Raw genomic sequence first — 21,193 nt, 5'->3', positions numbered from 1 at the left:
CTCGGCGGAGTTCATTGAGGACGTTCCCACTTAAGACTCTGGGCGAAGCGCGGAGATGTCACCACGCATCCCGCCCCATCAGCACAATAACAACGCTGCGTGCCAGAATGTGAAAGTCGAGCCAGATGGACCAATTGCGCACATAATAGGAATCAAGCGTTTGTTGCTCGTCCAGAGAACTCGAACTGCGGCCTGACACTTGCCATAAGCCGGTCAATCCAGGACGGACCAAACGGCGCAATCGGCAGGATGCCGGATCAAGGGCGGCGATGTGATAGGCGGGCAGAGGGCGCGGCCCCACCAAACTCATGTCCCCCAGCAGGACGTTGAGGAGTTGCGGCAGCTCATCAATGCTGAAGCGCCGCATGAAATGGCCAAGCCCGGGGATGATTCGCGGATCGTCGCGCAACTTCATGCCCTGCCGCCATTGGTCGGCAGCCTCCGGCGAGCGTTCCAGAAACTCGGCCAGACGAGCGTCGGCGTCCACGCGCATGGTCCGCAGCTTGATGATCAGAAATGGTTGCCCGCCACGCCCTTCCCGCCGTTGCAGAAAGAACGAAGGACCTGGCGACAGGATTTTCACCAGCAGGGCGAACAGCCCGACGATGGGGGCGGCGAACAGACCGAACAGCAAAGCCAACACCAGATCGACGCCACGCTTGAACACCATGTTCAAGCCGACCAGCAGGTTGCGCCGCATCTCCAACCCCAGGCAGGCGCCGACATCGCGGGCAGACACCCAGAGATTTTGCAGGCCCGTCGTTCCAGACAAGACCAGAATCACCGCATGGTAAGGCAGATGGTCCAGCAGAGCCACATCGCCAGTATCGAACGACGGCGTCGCCAGGACGGCGACCGAAACCCCGTCCACCGCCACCGGCTTATCGGCTTCATAGACTGGAATCCAACCGATGTCGGGGCGCCCGTTCAGGCGCGCCACCACTTCCCCTCGGTGGTTGGGCGCGCCGAACACCGCCACCCGCATGCCCCAGAGCTTATACCGGGCCAGCACACGACGGGTCAGCGCGTCGGCCACCGGGATGGCGACCAGCGCGCCCGAGGCGGCAATCAGCAGAATGCCACGCGACCATTGCCCCTTTTGGGCGATGTAGTCGAACAGGATCAGGCCGCCAAACCCAAGCGCGGTGACGATGGTCCGCAGCCGCAGCCGCTCCACGCCGGTCAGGCCATAACCTGGATAAAGCCCCGCCATCCAATAGCCGACGAGAATGAACGCAACGGCGATCATCGCGCCAAAATAGATTTCGGAGCCAATGCCGATAGGAACCCAGACGTTGAGAAGATACCGCCCCGCGACCCCGCACTGAACCACGGTCTCAAGAACCAGAAGATCGACAAACGCAAGCGCCAACGGCGCAGCCGCGACCCGTGGGCCGCGCAGCGCCGCCACCACTGGCGACGCCTGAGCCGCGATATGGATGTCTTTCATCCCGTCTTACATCCGCAACCCAAAACGCAGCAGAGCGGTGGCTTGTTTGAACTCCGACGACTGCACGGTCGATGTGCGAATGCGGCCTCCGGCCTCGCCGCCAATGTAATATTCAGGCGCAAGAGACCAAATACCCCGCAGACGGGCTTCATAAGTCCAGTTGCTCTGGCCTGTTCCCTTGTAATAATCGTTGGACACCCGCGTTGTCATCGTCAACACGACGTTGCGTTCCAACTCATGACGAACCAAAAGACCTGCCGAGCTTCGCACCGATCCGCTCACCTGACTGGTGGTGGTTTCTTGGATTGAACGTTCAAAACTGGGAACCACAACCGTCATTTTGCTTGGCGTCCAGTTGAACGAGGCGCGCACCGACAGACCTTGCGGATCTTTGAAGCGCGGATCTTCATAGTTCTGCGCCATATAGCCAACCATGAAATCACCGCGAATCAACTGGCTGATGTCAACGCCGATACCCGTGCGGGCGGCGTAGCCCCAACTGGACCGCTGAAAGCCCTGGTCATCGCGGTTGCTGTCATAGGAACGACGGTTGGCCGAAACCTCGCCGACCACCGAATAGCCGGGGAACATCTCGTAGGATGTCGAGAGTTCACCCTCTGCTTCGGTCCGGTCACGGTCAGAATTGTTGATGACGGATCCGGTGGACGTGGTGACGTTCTCGAAGATACGCCGATCCAGCGTCATATTGCCCGCATAGGTCATGCGGCCTTCCCGCAGCTTGGAGCCCACGCGGGAGGAATAGAGGTGAGTCAGAGTCGGCCGTTTGCCAGCAACCGCGTCGGGGCTGCCGCGATCTTCATACTGGCGGGCGTAGTTCAAAAGCCCAGTGGCCTCCCAATCCCGCGACAGGTCATAACGACCGTCGGCGGTCAAATTGGCGTCAAGATGGTTTTCTTTCTCATGGTTTTTATAAACAAACTCTTCAACGCGCCCTGTAATATTCAAGGAGTGCTCGGAAAACCGAGAGCGCAGCCTGAATTCTGGCGCAATTTTTGTGACAAGATCAGATTTTACATTGTCGCGAGTGCTATAAATATTGCTATTAAATGATACATCGTTTTCAATCAACGGGAAAAAAAGAAATTTCCCAACTTCCAGCCCTTTTGGCTGAAATGACTCGTCAACGCGCTCTTTGTCATTGCTCCCATTGTCATCGTCACTCGGGGTAACTTCTTTTGTCACGCGAGCTGCGTTTTTAGCTCGCCGAGGGTCTTCCTCTTTCTGAACATTCAAAGCCTGAGCGTAAGACAATGAAGCGGATGACAAAAGCCCCATGGCCACACACGCCGCCAGAGCGCGAATGATCGGCTGATAACCTTTATCTGAGACCATATGCATTATTCGGCGCCCCATTTGATATACAACCACGGCCATTTCCCCACGTATCATAGACTTGGCTGACATGCCAGCCTCGATCCGTATCATAAAATCGACATTCCCGTGCTCGCAGAAGCCTCGCTCAAAACGGGGGTTATGCAGGCGGAAAATCGTTTTATCTCATAAGAGGCTTGCCACGGCCTCCGACCGCGCGCCATGAAAAACTCATTTTATACGGACAGCCCAATCCGTTTTCATCTCAATATTCCTGTCGCAGGCACAGATCGCGCCACTTGATTATCTCCATATTCACTCTGCCTCTTGTCACCTTGCCAGACTGGAAAAAGGTGGCGCAAGATGCCCCCCTCCCCCCGCACCCAAGTTGTGAAGGGGGTGCCTCTTTCGGTGCTCTGCGATGCCCCCCTCCTACGATCTGATCGTTTATCACCATCTGGGACTGGGCGATCACCTCGTCTGCAACGCGCTGGTTCGCCATCACGCGACCGGACTCCAGCGAGTCGGGTTGTTCTGCAAGCCGCATTATCGAACCTCGGTGGCTTTCATGTATCGGGATCTGCCACAGATCGAGATTTTGCCGGTCGTCGACGACCAGGAAGCGGCGGCGCTGCTGGAGACGATGCCGGACACCCCTGTCCTCAAGGTTGGTTTCGAGCGGCTGGATTCGCGGAATTTTGTGGAATCCTTTTACCGGCAGGTCGGGTTGGACGCCGAACAGCGCCACACGGGGTTTCACGTCGAACGGGACCGCGACCGGGAAGAAGCCTGTTGCCTGCGGCTGACCGACGGCAAGACGCCCTATATCTTTCTGCATGATGATTCATCGCGCGGATTCACCATTGATCGCCGACGCGTCCACTCCCCTCTTCCCGTGATCCGCCCGACGGGCAGCGACAACATCTTCGATTACCTGGCGATCATCGAGCGGGCCGATGAGATCCACTGCATTGACAGCGCGTTCGCCAATCTGGTGGAATCCTTTCCCCGCCTATCGGCCAAACGTCTGGTGCTGCACCGTTACGCGAAGCCCACATCCGATGTGGTTTATGGCCGTCATCCGTGGGAAAAGCCGGGGCTGATGCCGCCAGGGTTGCCGCGCGCCGCCGATGTCGTCTATGCCTATTGGCAAGTTCGCTATCTGTGGACCTGCTGGCGGGCGGGCTGGCGCTGAGAGCCATGCCGACAGGAAACGCAAGGCCGCAGTCGGACTTCGCAGCCGTCGGCTGTTCCCATGGTTCGGCACAACGGCGGCGCATTTGGCTGGTGAATTGTGCTAGCGTGCCGTGAGACAAGGGGTGAGGGAATCGTGTTTCAAAGACTTTCCACTATGGCTTGCAAGGCGCTGGTTCTGACTGTTTCTTTGGCGCTTGCCGCGTGCGCGTCCACCGTCGGCGATTTTCCGAGCGAACAGGCTCCCACGACGATCAGCAATCCGACGGAAGGCTATCGCCTGGAACCGGGCAACCGCATCCGGGTCATCGTTTTCGACGAACCGAACATGTCGGGAGACTTCACGCTGGACGGCATCGGCAACATCGCCTTGCCGCTGGCTGGCAACATTCCCATGAGCGGCCAGACCGCCAAGGAAGCCGGCAAGCGGATCGAAGATGTGCTGCGTCGCAGCGCTTTGCTGTTGAACCCCTCGGCGTCCGTGGAAATTCAAACCTTCCGCCCCTTTTACGTCCTGGGCGAGGTGCGGCAGCCCGGCGAATTCCCCTACACCACCGGCCTGACGGTGTTGAGCGCCATAGCGCGGGCGGGCGGCTATGATTACCGCGCTCGGCAGGGGGAAGTGATTCTGGTTCGCCCGCAGGGGACCGAGCAGCGGCTCTACCGCGCCACCGAATTCACCCCCATCGCGCCCGGCGACGTCATCAAGGTGTTGGAACGCCGGTTCTGATCCATGCCCCGGGTTCTGCACGTTCTCAACACGCTGCAACGCTCGGGCGCCGAAGTCATGCTGGCGGCGGCGGTCCCCTATTTCCGCGCCGCCGGTTATGACACGCACATCCTCTCCACAGGCCGGGAGCTTGGGGCGTTCGCCCCGACTCTCGAACGGGTCGGCTGTGTGGTCCACCACATCCCCTTCGCCAAGAATCCAGCCTTTTTCCAGGCTTTCCACGCCCTGACGATCCAGGAGCGTCCGGACATCGTGCATGTGCATTGCGAGCGCGCCGCCGTGTTTTACACGGCGCTTGCCGCCACCAGGGCGCGCGTGGTCCGCACGGTTCACGGCTGGTTCGATTTTACCGGCTCGCTGCGAGCGCGTAAAATTCTGGAGCGCTGGGTCTGCCGCCAACTTCTCGGCGCGCGCCATATCGCGCCCAGCCCGTCCGTCGCCGAAAACGAACGGCGGCGGTTCCTGAACGACACGCTGCTCTGCCCCAATTGGTACGACGACACCCGTTTCTTCCCACCCGATCAGGCCCAGCGAGACGCGGCCCGGCAGGCTTTGGGCTATGCGGACGATGATGTGGTGGTGGTCAGCGTTGGTTCCCACGCGCCGGTGAAGAACCTGACAGAGGCGCTCCATGCCCTGGCGTCGCTTCGAGGCGACCGGCGGCTGCGTTTTCTCCATCTTGGTCGTCCGACGGATCCCAACACCGGCGATTCCCTGCCGTTGCGGGCGGAAGCCCTGGGGCTGTCCGCGATCACCCGCTTTGTCGGCGAAACCGACGACGTGCCGTTCCACCTCCACGCCGCCGACATCCACCTGATGCCGTCCCTGCGGGAGGGAATGGGCGTCGCGGCGGTCGAAGCCATGGCCACAGGGCTGCCGCAGATCCTCAGCGACGTTCCGGGGTTGGCCGACTTCAAAGGCTTCGCTCCTGGCATCCACCATGTGGAACCGACCGCCGACGGGCTGTCCAGCGCCATCGCCGCCGCCGCCGCCATGACCAGAACCGACCGCCGTCACGTAGGCTTGGGCATCGCCAAAGCGGCGCAAAGGATGTTTTCCACCTCCGTCGGCGCCGCGCGCTATATCGCGCTTTACAAAGCCATCTCCTCTGCTAATCCCCAGTGATATTTCAGCAAACGTTCTCCCGAAAGGGAGCATGCAAAACCCTTTGCTCTGAGCTGATCCCCATCTGTTGGAGTTGCCCTGAAAAAGTGGAGAGCCTTTTGAGAAAACAACGAGGATCAGAAAGCCTCCACAAGAACAACCAAAAAACGGGAAGTTACGGAAGACTTCAAGCGTGAGGCGGTGCGGTTGACCGAGACGAGCGGACGCACTGTGGCGCAGGTCGCCGCTGGTCCGGGTATCGGCAAATCGACGCTGACGCGATGGAAAAACCAATTTAGAGCGCCGTGCCTAAAATATGAAACAGCACGGCGTTCTAAGCTTTGATTTATCGAGCAGATTCACGCGTCGAATCGATCCCGATTTAACGCGATCTGCTCTAAAGAGAACGCCATGGTCGAAACGGTGTTCAAGCCGCTGAAGGCCGAACTTATCTGGAGAACAATTTTCCTTTCCAGATCAGTGGCCAAAATCGCCATTGGGCGCTGCATCGACGGGTTCTATAATCCTGTTGCGCGGCGACTTCGGCGCTTGGCCACAAAAGCCCATGCGCTTTCGAGGCCGCTGCATAGCCCAAAACCAAAGGCTCTCCACGTTTCCAGGGCAACTCCATCCCCGCGTCAACCACTTTCTTGCTCAATGGGCACCTGGGCAGTCACGAATCGCCTATTCCGCCTCCATCGGATCGCTTGCATAACGCGACTCCTTCCGCTCATAGTCCGGTCATGTGGTTTCGCTCCAGACCATTTTTTGATTCCTTCCTGTGTCGCCACTTGAGCGAATCACAGCTCAGCGAGATCACGTAACTTTATTTCCGGTCAGACTCTAAGAGAAATGCTTTCGCTTCGAATCGAAGACCGACACAATGTCGCCCTTGCCATGAACAAACGTCTCCCACACCACACGGTGAGGCATGGCAATCATTGCTTGGCGGCCCTTCGGAAAGACTTTTTCTCCGTCGTGCATGGAAAGAAAACGATGTCAAAAAACACTGCGCATCTACAGGATTCGACAAACGCTCCGTCCTTTCAGGATCAGATCATCGATTTATGCCGAAGCTGGCTGGCGCGTGATCCGGAGGACGCCGACGCATGGCGTTTTCTTGCGGAAAGCTTGCTTCGGAGCGGCTCTGCGTCGGAAGCCGAGCGGGCCGCCCGGCAAGCTGTCGCCCGCTTGCCAACTATGGCTGGCCCCTACAAAGTTCTGGGGGATTGTCTTCTAGCGCAACGCCGCGCCGCTGAGGCGGCAACTGCCTATGTCGAGGCCATTGCCCGCCCCCCCGTTCCAGCCGGGGCCTATTTCAACTTAGCCCAGATCCGCTTCGCGGAAGGCGCTGCTCAGGAGGGCGAAAAATTATGTCGCCGTGCCCTTGAATTGCGCCCGGACGAACCAGCGGGCTATCTGTTCATGGCAAATCAGTTCGTCCGAATGGAGCGGCATGAGGAGGCCGTTGCATTGCTCCAATTGGCCCTAACATCCAATCCTGACTGCATTTCCGCCTATGATGTCTTGGCAAAAGCCCAGTCGAAGACGGGAAAATTTCTGGAAGCCATGGATCACTCCAGCAAAGCCAATGAACTGCGCGTCAGCGCTAGGCATTTTGTGGACATGACCTCTTGGCGGGGGCTTCCTGGGCAGATTGGCGATGCCTTGAAATTGTATGGCCATCAGTTGGCTCATGGCGGCGATCCGATTCGCGCGAGCCTTAACCTCGCAAGAGCCGCCGACCTTTGCGCCCGGCAGCTTTTGGGGCTGGTCGAAGCTTGCAAGGTTAAGATCGGCCCTCGGGCGCCATGATGGCGCAAAGCTGGGCCAAACGGGCACACAGGGGCGAATATCGCGAATAAATCTCTTTTCCGAAGCGATAGACATACCGACCAGAATTGAGTTGGAGAACAGCCTCCCCATCGACCGGATGAAGAATAGGGGTGTCGGAGGCGTTCAAAACGATTCGAACATCGCGTTGCAGATCGGTGCCGGTGATGAGAAAATGCAGCACGCGACGCAATTCCGTCATGACCAGCATGGCCTCATGGTTCAGGGAAAGCTGATCGGTCGTCTCATCAGCCTGTTTCCAGCGCCAGATAGGCTCATTGGAGAAGAAGGCCCGCTCGACGTCTTCCATGCGTTTGGGGCGCCGATAGGCCGCCAGCCAAGTCTTGAATGGGGTTGGCCCGATGATGTCGCCCAGGTCCAATGCCGCATTGAAGCGGGAGCAGGCATAGTAGCGGTGGGAAAAGATCAGGCGTTCGAGGGTGGGGGGAAATTCCATCAGGGAGTCGGCCATGGCCCCGAACTCCTCGCGATCCGCTGCGCTCATCACGAAATCACCTTCGGGATAGCTGGAATAGCCGCGGTTGGCCTTGAGCACGGGAACGCCCAGCCGTGCGGCCTCCAGCCCCACCGTGCTGCTCCATGCCTGCACCTGGTTCGCGACCTCCATCAGGTCGTAGCTCGACACTGGATCGCGCGGCCACACCACCCGAACGTTCGGCGGCAGGTCAGTAAGCGCTGCGCGCAGCATTGTCAGATGTTGCGACGTCAGGTTATCGCGTTTGTTCGCATCCTCGCGCGGGTGGATTCGGATCACGAATTGAAGGTCATCCCGCCCCCTGACGTGATCGACCATGAATGTTAGCCAGTCGATCTGGTCAACGAATGGCTTGGGCGGCTGCTGTGGCGGCGCGCCCAGCGCGATGTCCAATTGGTCTTCGGCGTTGTATTCATCCAGGCTGCTGGTATAAGCGACAATCAGCTTCTTGCTCTGGTCAAGGTTCAAACGGCTGTGGATTTCGGTTCCGGTCCGGCCCGGCGAATAGGTCTGCACCCCGTTGCCGCTCAGGCGGAAAATAATATCGTGCCCGATTTCGCGGATCTGCGTTGGGGTCAGAGGAAAATCTCGGCAGGTTGGCCAATCCGCGATCAAGGATGAATACCAGAGGTGATAATGGTGCTTGTTCACATGCAGAAACCGTCGGTCCACGCCGCGATGATTGATCGCAGTGATCAGGCGGCTGTTGGCGCCCCACCGCTGGGCGGCGCTGACGGCAGCGATGTTTGCCGCATACTGGCCGTAGACCACCAGATCGGTCAGGTCGCCTGAGGCGAACAGCTTCGATAGGGCAAGATAGGTTGCAAGCGTCGAATTTAAATACTGCCTTAAATAGCGCCACGCCCAGTCTTGCAGCGGCGTGTCCTTCATCAATTTATAGCTAAGAAGGAGATCATGCAGACACATCGCGCCAAACAGAACCCCATCATGCGCGAGTTCGCGTGGATCCGGCGTGGCGTCGACGATGCGGCGTGCCTCGTTCTTGATGTCTTGGGAGATCAGCAGCCCCAGATCGAAGCGTTTCACCCCATGAAGGTCGGTGTCGGCCATCACGGCATCGTGCGATGCTAAGCAGTTCGCACAGAATTTACTCACCATCTCGGGCGCCGCATTGGACGGCAAGGTGACGCTGTCCATGGAAACACAGCGTTCAAACAGGCCATTGCAGCGAGGCATGTACACGTCATGCCCCTGATCGCTCAAGCAGCGCGCGACCGTGACCAGAGTCGCAAGGTGAATGGTGACCATGCCTTCCGGCGCATAGACGAGAACACGGCGTTTTTGTGACGTGGAACCAGAAGAGCGAGCAGAGGGGGCGTCCATGTAGCCTCGGAATCTCAATGTTTCAGAGATTGTGGGAATGGTCCTGGTGATGTCGTATCTCGTCAATATCCCATGGACACGGCTTTTCTCCGACCTTCTTTGGCAGATTTGCGGGAGAGGGTTCTTCTTCCCATATTCTGCTCTGATGGGCGCAAGGTGACGGTGCGGCGTGGACAGTGCCGCCGCACCGTTTCAGGCATCATGGTCATGCATCGAAAACATTGACGCGTCCTTGCCGAACGGTCCGGGTAGCGTTGCGCGTGTCGACCACGACGCGCACGGAGTCAACGATCAGGCGATAGTCCACGCAATCATGGTCCGTGACGACGAGCACCGCGTCGACTTCGCTCAGCGTCTGCGCCGTCAGCGGAACCGACTGGCGCCCGATATAGTCGGCGTGTTCGCGCAGCGACGGGATCTCGAGGACGTAGGGGTCGTGATAGGAGACGGCGGCGCCTCTCTCCTCAAGCAGATGCATCAGCTTGAAGGCTGGACTTTCGCGAACGTCATCGATGTTCTTCTTGTAGGCGATGCCCGCCATCATGATCCGCGAACCGTTCAAACCCTTGCCCAGCGTCTTGTCAATGGCCTGGGCAAGACGCTGCACCACGTAATGAGGCATCGACGTGTTGATCTCGCCGGCCAGCTCGATGAATTTGGTGGCGATGTCGTATTCGCGAGCTTTCCAGGTCAAGTAAAAAGGATCAATGGGGATGCAATGCCCGCCCAGGCCCGGGCCAGGGTAGAAAGGCATGTAGCCGAAGGGCTTGGTTTTGGCCGCCTCAATCACGCTCCAGATGTCGATGTCCATGCGTTGGAAAATGATTTTTAGCTCATTGACGAGCGCGATGTTGACTGCGCGGAAGATGTTTTCCGTCAACTTCACGGCTTCGGCCGTGGCGGCGCTGCTGACAGACATCACCTCGACCACCAAGCGGCTATAGAGTTGATGGGCGAGTTCAAGGGACACGGGATCATCCGCTCCGACGATCTTGGGAATGCGCTCGGTATTGAAATGGGGGTTGCCCGGATCCTCCCGTTCGGGAGAATAAGCCACGAATAGGTCGCGACCGCAGACCAAGCCGCCGCGTTGCAGAATAGGAGTCAGGACTTCCGCAGTGGTGCCTGGATAGGTCGTGGATTCCAACACCACGAGTTGACCAGGGCGAAGGTGGGGGGCAATCGCTTCGCCGGTCGAGACGATGTAGGAAACATCAGGTTCCCGATGCTTGGTCAGGGGTGTCGGGACGCAGATGAGGATGGCGTCCATGTCACGGATGCGTGAGAAATCTGTGGTCGCGTTCAGCAGCCCCTTCCCAATCAGGGCGGCCAGATCCTCGTTTGGAATATGCCGGATGTAGGATTGCCCCCGCATCAGCATCTCAACCTTGTCTGGGTCGATGTCGAAGCCCGTCACGGCAAATCCCACTCCTGCCGCAGCTCGAGCGAGAGGAAGCCCAACATACCCCATGCCGACGATGCCGATTGTCGCGCTGCCATCCGTGATACGGGATTTCAGGCCGGTTTGCTCAGAAGACGGCATGTTCACCATTCCCACCATTCCCAATCGACCAAAAGAAACGACCCCACCCGGAACATGCTTTTAGACAAAGGTTCTGCGAATGTCCAGAGCAGCTCTTATGTCTCTGCTGGGAAGCGGTATAGACTAGGGTCGGGAAATATATTTCCTTGACATAAAAGCCATTTATAAACCTTACTAGGATCATTTATTTTCATGATTCCGGCTTCCTCAGAACAGCCAAAATACCGTTGTTTAAAAAATGCTTGCGGCCTGGATGTAAGTTTTCCAACGCACCTTGCGCCTTGGCGATAAATTCAGATGACTCCTGAAGGGGAAATGTCAGATGAAGTTTCTCCACGGTGAAGGGGCTTTTTTGAAAGAAGTTGATATAATCCTCGGTAAACAGCCGGTTGATATGAGGGGACTGATAGACGTAATAGATGATCTCGCCTGCGGCTTTTGCATCGGTGTGCTTCAGCAAATAACGGTACAACTCTGGCGGTCGCATGGTCAGGTGTCCCCAGCGAGGGATCGGCGAGTTGCCGAAATCAAACTGGTTGCCATGCGTGTCGACAATCGTCGGCAGATGATGGCCATCATGGGCCGACCAAATCGGCGAGTACATGGTGAAAATGGCGCCGCCGGGGCGCAGAGCCTGAAACATCAGATCCAGCGCCAGGGGCATGCGATCAATGTGTTCGAAGGCAGCGATAGAGAAGATGACGTCGAAGCAACCGTGCAGGCTGGGTGGCAGCCGCTCGATCCGTCCATCCAGGACAGCGTGGGACCCAAGCGTGTCAATGCCCCTCACCGCTGTCAGCAAACCCGCCGATGCCTGCGGCGGTGTCCCCTGTTGATGACCGGTAGCGGTGGATTCCCGCCAATAGTCCATTTCCTCAATGGAAATCCAACGACGGGCCTCCAGGGCATTGAGCACGAATTTTGACGGCAGGCTTCCTCCCACCTCCAGCACGTCCTTCCCTTTCAGTCCAACAAGCGCTTCCGCGTTAAGAGCGTAGGACACATGATAGGTAAGGCCGAATGCTGTCTGAAGGGCTTTGATACGGTCAGCGTCCATCGTCATCAGGCTCCCGGCATGCACAAACGCTGCTTGTAACGGGAGGGCGGGACAGCGTCCATAAAATCCCGGCTTTTTTCTGGCATCAGCGTTGCCGTTTTTGCCGCAGAGCCTCTTCCAGAGCAAGGACCTCCTCCAAGCATCCGTTTACGCAGCCCTTCCTTTGCCGAGGAAGCTTTCACCGTCTGACTGTCGACAACTCCAGCGGTTGGACTGGCCTCCCGTCCAGCGTGCTCCCGGTCCAGCATCAACGCCACGTCGTGGATCGTTTGAAAGAGGAGTCGCCGGATGAATTGCTGGAACCACCAATACACCGCCTGCCACGGCGGGAAGTCTCTCGGCAAAAGCCGCCAACCGTAGCCAGAGCGTTTCAGCCTGAATCCGCATCATCAAACACCGGGATTAGAGCAGATCGCGTTAAATCGGGATCGATTCGACGCGTGAATCTGCTCGATAAATCAAAGCTTAGAACGCCGTGCTGTTTCATATTTTAGGCACGGCGCTCTAATGCGTGAATCTGCTCGATAAATCAAAGATTAGAGCGCCGCGCTGTTTCAGATTTAGCGCGCGGCGCTCTAAACATCTAGTTGCGCGCGCTGATCAAGTGACGCAACCGCAACATGATTGATGCCATAAGGCCGTTTACAAGCCAGTTCGGAAAGCGGCGGCGGTACGGATGGATGATCCGCAACCCGTCCCACCGCGCCATTTCCGCCAGCACATCGTCGAAGGCGATGTCCTGACCGACCGCGTTCAGCAGCCTTTCTCGTGCCGGTGCATCCTTGGTCGCTGGGTTGCTTGCCCACCAGGGGCGGTACGGGTGGTCCTGGCAGAAGGGAATGCCGAAAACCCGCGCCAGGGTCGGCAGCTTGTACTCCAGGAATCCAACCTCCGGCGGTCCAGCGGCGACGTAAAGGTCTAGAAAACGGCGGGGCAGGCAAGCGACGATGAACAGGCAGCACAGCAACTCGTCCTGATAGCCATGTTCTGTTTCGAGATAGGCGCGGAAGGCGTCTCGGTCCGCGCGTTTGTCAGGATCGACGCCGCTCAGCCATCCCCACCAGCCTTCCACCTCGCGCGCGGGTCGCAGCCCGGAAAACAGCGCCTCTCCCGGCTTCAATGTGGGAAACAGCCGCTTTGCCGGGGCCAAAAGCAACATGTCCCATTGCGCGACGATCAGGCTGTCCCAGGGCAGGGCGTGTCCCCGGTCGCGGTGCCACGCCGCGATCAGTTGGTCGCCATGGCGCCATTTCCAATGAGCGTCACGGTCATCCTGGAACGCGTAGAAATCATCAAGCCAACGGCCCAGACGCGCTTGCGCCACGTCGGCTTTCGCAGGATCGCCGCCATACAGGCCATAAATCCGGCTGTTTGGGTTCTTGGCGCGCAGCGCGGACAGCCGGTTCTCGCAGACGTCGAGGTCCTTGTAGAACCAAAACAGGAAGGCAAGGTTCATGGGGTGCCGCTTTTGGGAAGGCGCTGAACGTCGCGTCCGCTCTTATGCCCGCCGGGCAAACGCTTGTCCAGAAAGCCGCTCATGGCAAAAAACCCGAGCCTGAAAGGCCGGGTTTAAAACCATTGAAGCACTCTGGAGATTGGATGAAAAGGGACTGCCAACTATAGCGCGCGCCGCCACAAGGCATGGGGCTGCCACCTCGGCGTCGCGCTCTATAGTTGGCAAACTCAGCTTGGCTCGAAAGCAGGATAAAATGGGAGCCTCGGCATTGCACATTACTTCTTGGCAATGTTGAGGGTGCGAGGGCGGAAAAACGCAAAAAAGACACCATCGCAGTGCAATATGCGGGAAATCCGTTCCCGGTGTACCATGGGAAGAGAAGCGTGTTATAGATCGGCCGCTCCGCGCCAAGGCGCGGTTCAGGCCGTTCCCTTCTCACCATTCGATAGCGGATCGATGTTCGCCAGCCTTTTGTGCATTCCCCGCAGCCTGCTTCAGCACCATTATCTGGTGCGTCAGTTGACGTGGCGCGACATCGCCGGACGCTACCGGGGATCCGCTGCCGGGCTGTTGTGGTCGTTCCTGACGCCGCTGGTCATGCTGGCCATGTACACGCTGGTGTTCGGGGTGATGTTCAAGACCCAATGGACCGCCGCCGCGCCGGATCATTCCACGGTTCCCGCCAACGGCCATGTCAGCTTCGCGCTGATCCTGTTCGTCGGCCTGATTCTGCACAGTTTCCTGGCGGAATGCCTCAGCCGGGCGCCCGGTCTGATCCTGGGCAACGCCAATCTGGTCAAGCGGGTTGTCTTTCCGTTGGAGATCCTGGGCTGGAGCACGATTGGCTCGGCGCTGTTCCATGGCGCCATCAGCTTTGTCGCGCTGTTCGCCATCTATGGGCTGGTGCAGGGGGCGATTCCCTGGACGGTGGTCCTGCTGCCCATCGTGGTGCTGCCGCTGGTTCTGCTGACGCTGGGGCTGGTGTGGTTTCTGGCGTCTTTCGGGGTCTTTCTGCGGGACATCGGGCAGGTCATGCCGCCGGTGTTGACCCTGATGCTGTTCCTCAGCCCGATCCTGTTTCCCATTTCGGCCATTCCCGAAGCGTTGCGGGGCTTTCTTGTCCTCAACCCGCTGACCATTCCGGTGGAGCAGGCGCGCGACCTGATTATCTGGGGCGTCCTGCCGAATTGGCTGCAATTGGGCGTCTACAGCGTGGTCGCGGCCATCGTCGCCGCCGCTGGACTCTACTGGTTCAACCGCAGCCGCCCGGCCTTCGCCGACGTGATGTGACGGCGGCGCGCCCGTCAACGCTCTCTTGTCGGCCTCAACCCGGAAACCTTTGCTCATGCTTCAGTTCCTCGGCATCGGCGCCCAGAAAGCCGGCACCACGTGGCTGTACTTCAATCTGAAGAAGCATCCGGGCGTCTGTCTGACGGATGAAAAGGAGCTGCATTTCTGGGATTGGCATCGCGCCCGTGGCCTGGACTGGTATCGGGAGCAATTCGCGTTGGCCCCCGCCGGAACCGTGGCGGGGGAAATCACCCCGGCCTATGGCATTCTGCCGTCCGATATCGTGGCGGACATTCGACGTGAATTTCCGGACATCCGCCTGATCTATCTGGTCCGCAACCCGATCGAGCGGGCCTGGTCGGCGGCGCTGATGGCGTTGCCGCGCGCGGAGATGACGTTCGAAGAGGCGTCGGACGCCTGGTTCATCGACCATTTCAACGCGCGCGGTTCGGCCAAACGCGGCGATTACGAGGCGTGCCTGACCGTTTGGCGCAGCCACTTCCCAGCGGAGCAGATCCACGTCGAGACGTTCGACGACATCGTCGCCGATCCGCGTGGGGTGCTGCGGCGTTGCTGTGGGCATCTGGGCATCGACCCGGCGGTGTATGACGGGATCCCGGATGACTCCCTCTCCACACCGCACAATGTCGGCTCCGGCCAGCCGATGCGCCCGACGCTGCGCCATTATCTGGACAGCCTGTACCGCCCCAAGATCGACAGTCTTGGCCGCTATCTGGGCCGAGACCTGTCGGGCTGGCTGTCCGGCTCGGCCCAGCCTTTGACCCTGTCCCAGCGCCTGCGCGTCTGGTTGTCCGCGCGCGCGCACACCTGCCGCTGAGCCTGGGCTTGGGCGTCCGTTGGAGTGGCGGTTAGCCGTAGCACCCGGCGGCGACCAGCGCGTCGCGGTGGGTGGCGGCAAAATCGCTCAGAAACGCCCGCTGCATCGCCGCCAGGGCGGGCGTGCGGAAAAGCTTCACCGTGACCGGCAACGCGCCCGTAGGCCCGCGCAGATCGCCGCTCCGCTCCTCATGATGCGTCCCGCCGATTGAGGTGGCGTGCAGGACAAGGGCGCGCTGTCCACCGCACGCGACAGCCCCATCCTCGCCCACGACGGTGTGCGCCAGCCGACGGCCATGAACGTTCCACACCGCTCCGTTCAGGACGCCGCAGCGGCGGCCCGTTTCCCAGGCGACAAGGTTGAAGGCGTTCTGATCGATCATCGGATGATCCACCAGCGCGGCGCAGCGGTCGCGGACGTCGTCCAGAGCCTTGGGATCGGCGCACAAAAAGAACCCTGAGTTCAGGTAGGGCCGGGTTCGCGCGATCCCCGCCGCCTCGATGGCTCCGGCGAAGGGAGCGACGCCCCAGCGGGCGATGAAGGCGTCGATGTCGCCGACTTCGGCGTCAGGAACGGCGGCCAGAGTCGCCCCTGCCCGCGCCATCCCGTCGGTCAGAGCGCGCAACGGCTCTTCCAGCGGGCCGGTCGCCATCATGTCGCCGTCGATCCAGAGCAGCGGAACGTCCGCGCCTTCGCGATGGTCCGCCAGATAATCGGCCAAGGCAGCCTTGGCGAGGTAGGGGTGCGTGCCCTCCGCCACCCCGTCTGGGCGGGGCAAGAGCCGCCCGGCGTCAGCAAAAAAGCGCCGTTGCGCCGGGGTCAGGCCGAAATCGCAGACCAGCGGCGGCGGAGCGGCGGGCAGCCACCGCGCCAGCGATTGGGTCAGCAGGCCGACCATGGCGAAATAGCGGGCGTCCGCCCCGGTCACGATGCGGACGGGAAAGGGGGCCGCCGTCATGCGCCCGCTCCGTAAAAGGGGAGGAGTTGGGCTTTCACCCGATCCGGCGCGTGAGCGGCGGCGGTGGTCTGCCCAGCCTGGATCATCGCCGCGACGGTCGAGTCTCCGCCCTCCAACCCGCGCAGGACGTCGGCCAGGGCGTCGGCGCAGGCGATCATGTCGTCGCTGAAGAACCAACGCCCGTTTTCCGGGGTTGCGTAATCCAACCCGCCCATGCCGTGGAAGCCAACCACGGCGCAGCCGCTGGCCATCGCCTCCAGCGCGACCATGCCCAGCCCCTCGCGGTGGCCAAGCGACAGGAACACCGCCGAACCGGCCAGGATGTCGGCGACCTCCTCCTCGTGACGGCCGACGATCTCCACCCACTCAACTCCCGTCAGATCCGGGTTCTTCTGGCGGAAGACGGCGCGGATGAAAGCCGCATGCTCCGGCAGCTTGCGCGGCAGGACGGCGACGCGCAGCGTCTTCGGCCCAGGGCGGAACAGCGCCGGATCGATCGGCGGCGACAGGACCGGCGCGCCGGGCCATCCCATGGCGCTGTCCAGGAAGGCGCCGATCACCCGGCTGGCGGCGGCGACGCGGTGAAACCCCGCCTCGGCCAGCCCCTGCCCGTTCAAGCGGTCGAGCGGCAGGTAATGATGGTTCTGGCAGTAGAGCGCCCGTTGGCAGGGCAGAGGCCGGGCCGCGTCCAGATTGCGGTCCATCTCCTCGCCGAACACCAGAAGGTCGCTTGGGCCAACGCGCAGCCGGGGGTCGGTTGTCACCACGGCTTTGGAGCGGAACCACACAGGCCGCCCGCGCGGGGCCAGAACCTGAGCGTCGATTCCCAGATCAACCAGCAGTTCGGCGTGGCGGTGCGCCACCTTCACCCCTCCGGCCAGCCCGTCGGGCGGCGCGCCCGTCACGAACAGGACGCGGGCGGGGGGCGAAGCGTCGTGCGCGCGGACCATGATCGTTGCCATCCTCGTCTCATCGGCGACCCCGCCGCCTGTCTCCAACGCTTTGTTTTTCTAGTGGAAAAGCCGCTGCCCGTCCAATGTTCCAGCCCCTGCGCCGGGGTGGTGAGGAAGACGCTGTGGAAAGAATAAGGTTGCGCGGCGGAAGCCCGCAGGACTATGTATGCCCCGCTTCTGGATGCGCCCTTCGAATACTGCGTGCGTTGCGTTGCGGCAAGATACGGCAAGCTTTCCGGGTTCTACAGCGGTTCGTCCTTCATGCTCCGATCCAATTTGGCTATAGCGGTCCGCGACGTCTCCAAGGTTTATCAAATCTACAGCCGTCCGGAAGACCGTCTGAAGCAGGCACTGTTCCGTCATCGCCGCCGCTATTATCAGGAATTCTGGGCGCTGCGCGGCGTTGGTTTCGAGATCGAGCGGGGAAGCACCGTCGGCATCGTTGGTCACAACGGATCCGGCAAATCCACCCTTTTGCAGATCATCTGCCACACCCTGCGCCCGTCTTCGGGCGAGGTGACGGTGAATGGCCGCGTGTCCGCGCTGTTGGAGCTGGGATCCGGCTTCAACCCGGAGTTCAGCGGGCGCGAGAACGTCTATCTGAACAGCGCCATCCTCGGCCTTGATCGCGCCGAGACGGACCGGCTGTTCGACGACATCGCCGCCTTCGCCGACATCGGCCCCTATCTGGACCAACCCACCAAGACCTATTCGACCGGCATGGTCATGCGGTTGGCCTTCGCCGTCGCCATTTCGGTCAACCCGGACATTCTGGTGGTGGACGAAGCTTTGGCCGTCGGCGACGAGGCGTTCCAACGCCGCTGCATGGCGCGGATCGAGGCGATCAAGGCCAAGGGCGCGACCATCCTGTTCGTCTCGCACTCCGCCAACCAAGTGGTCGAGCTGTGCGACCGCGCCATCCTGCTCGACCATGGCGAGCTTCTGTATGATGGCCCGCCGCGCCGGGCGATCAATTTTTACCACCGGCTGCTTTACACCCCGGCGGATCGCCGCGCCGCCTTCCGTGAAACCCTGCTGGCCTCCCGCCGGGGGAACGCGCCGCTGCCCGACGAAGGGGCCGCCACCGACGCCGTCGTGGTCGATGAAACCAACGCCGCCGCCAAGGCTGACGCGGAGTTGGAGGAGCATTTCAACCCGGGCCTCGTCCCGAAAAGCCCAACGGCTTACGAGACGCGGGGCGCGCACATTCTGGACGTGCAGATCGTGTCGCAGGACGGCCGCCCGGTGAATGTGCTGATGTCCGGTCGCCGCTACACCATCCGTTACCGGGTCACGGTGGAGGACGCCGCCTGGGGCGTCGCCGTCGGCACCCGGATCAAGACCGTGACCGGCGTCGAACTGGGCGGAGCGACGACGCTGAACACCACGCGCGTTCTGGACTATGTGGAGGCCGGGACGACGCTGGAGGTGACGCACGAGTTCGAGTGCCGGATGATGGAGGGAACCTATTTCCTCAACGCCGCCATCTCCGGCCTGATCGAGGGCGAGCGGCAGTGGCTGAGCCGTTTGGTGGACGTCGCCATGTTCATGGTCCTGCCGGTGCGCGGCCGCTGCTCCAACGGCCCCATCGACTTCGCCTTCGACAGCCGGGCGCAACCGCTCTGAGCTTGAGCCGTTTCACACCATCGGATGCACGCGATGTTCAAAGGCCTGTTCTCCCGTCCCCGCCGCCGCCGGATCGTCATCGTGCTGGGGATGCACAACAGCGGCACCTCGCTGTTGGCGCGCGCGATCGCGCTGATGGGGGTGGAGCTTGGCCGCCATGTGCTGACCCGCGAGAATTTTGAACAGGCGCCGCGCTACGATTACTGGGAGCACGCCCAGATCACCGAGATCCAGGACCGGCTGTTGCAGACTCTGGACCGCTATTGGAACCGGGAAAGCGCCGACTGGCCGATCCCGGAGAGCGCGTGGCGGCAGCCCGAGATTCTGGCGATGAAGCGCGAGCTGGCGGAGATCGTCCGCCGCGAACTGGCCGAGGCGCCGGGGCTGTGGGGATTCAAGGATCCCCGAACGGTGCGGTTGATGCCGCTGTGGAACGACATCATGGCGTCGTTGCGCCTGGATCCGATGCTGCTCATCAGCCTGCGCGGGCCGGGCACCGTCGCCACCTCCTTCGCCTCCAAGGGGCAGGTCCCCTATCCACAGGCCGAGCGGCTGTGGACACGGCATTATTTCGAATCGCTGCAATACAGCCAGGGCGCGCCGCGCCTCGTCGTCGATTACGACGCTTGGTTCGCCGATTGGGGCCGTCAATATGACCGGCTGGCCGATTTCCTGGGCCTGACCGACCCGGACAAGCGGGCGGCGGCGCGGGCTGAGGTCGCCCGCAACATCGACCCGAACCTGAAGCAGCACGCGGCCAATTCCGACGCGCCGATCCGCCCGATCACCCGTGACCTGCACGCCCTGCTGTTGCGCATGGCCGACGGGGCCGAAGACGCGGCGGCGGAAGCCCGGCTGATGGCCCGTCAAGCGGAACTGTCCCAGGCCGAGTGACCGCCTTCGGCGTTCTGGTTCAGCCGCCCGTTCCAGCCGCCCGCCGCAGCCCATCGGCCAGCAACGGGCCGACCTGTTCGACGGAATAGAGGCGCTCCACCTTGGCGCGACCGGCGGCGCCCATGCGCTGACGCAACGCGGGATCGGCGCACAGCCGGTCGAGCGCCTGGAGCCATTCTTCCGGCGTTTCGGCCAGAAAGCCGTTCACCCCATGCTCGACGATGCTCCGGTTCACGCCGACCGGGCTGGCGACCACCGGGCGGGCGCAGGCCATGTATTGGATCAGCTTGTAGCCGCACTTGCCGCGTTCCCATGGCGTGTCGGCCAACGGCATCACGCCGATGTCGAAGCCCAGGATGTTGGCGGCTTCGCTGTCCTCGGTCCAGGTTAGGCGCCGCACCGGCAATCCGGCGAGAGCGTCCGGCGCGGCGCCGATCAGCGCCACGTCGGCCACCCCACGAGCGTCCAGCGTCTCCAACGGCCCCCGCAACAGATCGAGATAGGGGGAGGTGCTGGGCGAGCCGATCCAGCCGATGGTCGTCCGGCTCTTGCCGTCCATCGGCGCCGTCGTCGGGTAGCGGGCTGGATCGACCACGGTGGGCAGAATCAGGACGTTGGAGGCACCCGCCGCGCGGGCGCGCGCCTCCAGATACGGGTTGCCGACCGTGACCAGCGCTGCGCCGCGCATCAGCCGATCCAACTTGTCGCCCAGCAGACGGCGGACGATTCCCAGCCGGTGCTGGTCATACTGGTGGAACCAAGCGTCGTCAAAATCGACGACGTAGGGCGGGGCCATCGCCAGCAGCAACCGTTCCAGCATGGGAGGCAACCAGGGCAGAACCTCCTTCTCGATCCACAGAAGATCGTAGCGGCGGGCGGTGAGCAGCCTGGGAATGCGTGTGGCGTAAGCCGCGAGGATCGCGCCCGGCGAACGCCGCCCCTCCCCATAGAGCGTCGTCAGATAATGGTCGGACAGCAGGGGGGCGACATCCACCGAGATTCCCTGCGCCTTGAGAAAGGGCAGGAACTGATAATGGCGCAAACGGCTGCTGGAGCCGAGAGACCCGTAACGGGACAGCAGAAGAACGCGCATGG

General features: G+C 61.1%; 17 protein-coding genes and 3 pseudogenes. 10 read left to right on the top strand and 10 right to left on the bottom strand.

What is annotated here, in order from left to right; all coding sequences use genetic code 11:
• Window positions 1-58: 58 nt before the first annotated feature.
• On the bottom strand, window positions 59-1,450 hold the full coding sequence (locus D3877_RS28500) for a sugar transferase (protein WP_119834184.1): 1,392 nt from the start codon (window positions 1,448-1,450) through the stop codon (window positions 59-61).
• Window positions 1,451-1,456: 6 nt separating this feature from the next.
• Window positions 1,457-2,875, bottom strand: a complete 1,419-nt coding sequence (locus D3877_RS28495) for an outer membrane beta-barrel protein (RefSeq protein ID WP_158600038.1) — start codon at window positions 2,873-2,875, stop codon at window positions 1,457-1,459.
• A 328-nt stretch (window positions 2,876-3,203) separates the two neighbouring features.
• On the opposite strand from D3877_RS28495, the gene D3877_RS28490 reads away from it, so the two are divergent.
• From D3877_RS28490 to D3877_RS28470, 6 genes and pseudogenes are all read left to right on the top strand, one after another.
• The gene (locus D3877_RS28490; RefSeq protein ID WP_119834182.1) at window positions 3,204-3,977 is read left to right on the top strand and encodes a hypothetical protein; all 774 of its coding nucleotides are present in this window, start codon (window positions 3,204-3,206) and stop codon (window positions 3,975-3,977) included.
• A 156-nt stretch (window positions 3,978-4,133) separates the two neighbouring features.
• Complete coding sequence (locus D3877_RS28485) at window positions 4,134-4,706, top strand: polysaccharide biosynthesis/export family protein (protein WP_119834181.1); 573 nt, start codon at window positions 4,134-4,136, stop codon at window positions 4,704-4,706.
• Window positions 4,707-4,709: 3 nt separating this feature from the next.
• Complete coding sequence (locus D3877_RS28480) at window positions 4,710-5,831, top strand: glycosyltransferase (protein ID WP_119834180.1); 1,122 nt, start codon at window positions 4,710-4,712, stop codon at window positions 5,829-5,831.
• A 141-nt stretch (window positions 5,832-5,972) separates the two neighbouring features.
• Window positions 5,973-6,110, top strand: a pseudogene (locus D3877_RS28475) (transposase); the annotation flags it as partial.
• Between the two features lie 102 nt (window positions 6,111-6,212).
• Window positions 6,213-6,400 (top strand): annotated as a pseudogene (locus tag D3877_RS30740) (IS3 family transposase); the annotation flags it as partial.
• A 406-nt stretch (window positions 6,401-6,806) separates the two neighbouring features.
• Window positions 6,807-7,625 (top strand): tetratricopeptide repeat protein, encoded by an 819-nt coding sequence (locus D3877_RS28470; RefSeq protein WP_158600037.1) that lies wholly within the window; start codon window positions 6,807-6,809, stop codon window positions 7,623-7,625.
• Here D3877_RS28470 and D3877_RS28465 read toward each other — a convergent pair.
• The 5 genes and pseudogenes from D3877_RS28465 to D3877_RS28445 form a co-directional block, all read right to left on the bottom strand.
• Window positions 7,600-9,483, bottom strand: a complete 1,884-nt coding sequence (locus D3877_RS28465) for a hypothetical protein (protein ID WP_147395312.1) — start codon at window positions 9,481-9,483, stop codon at window positions 7,600-7,602. The two genes, D3877_RS28470 and D3877_RS28465, sit on opposite strands and share 26 nt — an antisense overlap.
• Before the next feature lie 205 nt (window positions 9,484-9,688).
• Window positions 9,689-11,035, bottom strand: coding sequence for a nucleotide sugar dehydrogenase (locus tag D3877_RS28460; RefSeq protein ID WP_119834176.1), 1,347 nt, complete (start codon window positions 11,033-11,035; stop codon window positions 9,689-9,691).
• A 181-nt stretch (window positions 11,036-11,216) separates the two neighbouring features.
• Window positions 11,217-12,089 (bottom strand): methyltransferase domain-containing protein, encoded by an 873-nt coding sequence (locus tag D3877_RS28455; RefSeq protein ID WP_119834175.1) that lies wholly within the window; start codon window positions 12,087-12,089, stop codon window positions 11,217-11,219.
• Window positions 12,090-12,247: 158 nt separating this feature from the next.
• Window positions 12,248-12,457: pseudogene (locus D3877_RS30735) on the bottom strand (IS5-like element ISRso1 family transposase); the annotation flags it as partial.
• Window positions 12,458-12,666: 209 nt separating this feature from the next.
• Window positions 12,667-13,539 carry a hypothetical protein gene (locus D3877_RS28445; RefSeq protein WP_119834174.1) on the bottom strand — a complete coding sequence of 291 codons (873 nt, stop codon included), beginning with the start codon at window positions 13,537-13,539 and terminating at the stop codon, window positions 12,667-12,669.
• Window positions 13,540-13,995: 456 nt separating this feature from the next.
• Between D3877_RS28445 and D3877_RS28440 the strand changes: the two genes are divergently transcribed.
• Both D3877_RS28440 and D3877_RS28435 read left to right on the top strand, forming a co-directional pair.
• Entirely contained in the window at window positions 13,996-14,829 is an 834-nt protein-coding gene (locus D3877_RS28440; RefSeq protein ID WP_119834173.1) for an ABC transporter permease, read from the top strand.
• Window positions 14,830-14,884: 55 nt separating this feature from the next.
• Complete coding sequence (locus D3877_RS28435; RefSeq protein WP_119834172.1) at window positions 14,885-15,667, top strand: sulfotransferase family protein; 783 nt, start codon at window positions 14,885-14,887, stop codon at window positions 15,665-15,667.
• Window positions 15,668-15,698: 31 nt separating this feature from the next.
• On the opposite strand, the gene D3877_RS28430 is transcribed toward D3877_RS28435, so the two are convergent.
• The gene (locus D3877_RS28430; protein ID WP_119834171.1) at window positions 15,699-16,625 is read right to left on the bottom strand and encodes a hypothetical protein; all 927 of its coding nucleotides are present in this window, start codon (window positions 16,623-16,625) and stop codon (window positions 15,699-15,701) included.
• The gene (locus D3877_RS28425) at window positions 16,622-17,587 is read right to left on the bottom strand and encodes a glycosyltransferase (RefSeq protein ID WP_119834170.1); all 966 of its coding nucleotides are present in this window, start codon (window positions 17,585-17,587) and stop codon (window positions 16,622-16,624) included. Before D3877_RS28425 ends, D3877_RS28430 begins: the two co-directional genes overlap by 4 nt.
• 252 nt (window positions 17,588-17,839) lie before the next feature.
• Here D3877_RS28425 and D3877_RS28420 point away from each other — a divergent pair, with 252 nt between their 5' ends.
• Window positions 17,840-19,204 (top strand): ABC transporter ATP-binding protein, encoded by a 1,365-nt coding sequence (locus tag D3877_RS28420; protein WP_119834248.1) that lies wholly within the window; start codon window positions 17,840-17,842, stop codon window positions 19,202-19,204.
• Window positions 19,205-19,237: 33 nt separating this feature from the next.
• A complete protein-coding gene (locus D3877_RS28415; protein WP_147395311.1) occupies window positions 19,238-20,098 on the top strand; it encodes a sulfotransferase family protein in 861 nt (286 codons plus the stop codon).
• A gap of 19 nt (window positions 20,099-20,117) precedes the next feature.
• On the opposite strand, the gene D3877_RS28410 is transcribed toward D3877_RS28415, so the two are convergent.
• Window positions 20,118-21,191 (bottom strand): glycosyltransferase family 4 protein, encoded by a 1,074-nt coding sequence (locus D3877_RS28410; protein WP_119834168.1) that lies wholly within the window; start codon window positions 21,189-21,191, stop codon window positions 20,118-20,120.
• Window positions 21,192-21,193 lie beyond the last annotated feature (2 nt).

It is taken from the genome of Azospirillum cavernae (genome assembly GCF_003590795.1).
GTDB classification, from domain to species: domain Bacteria; phylum Pseudomonadota; class Alphaproteobacteria; order Azospirillales; family Azospirillaceae; genus Azospirillum; species Azospirillum cavernae.
This window is presented reverse-complemented; position numbering and strand designations above follow the sequence as displayed.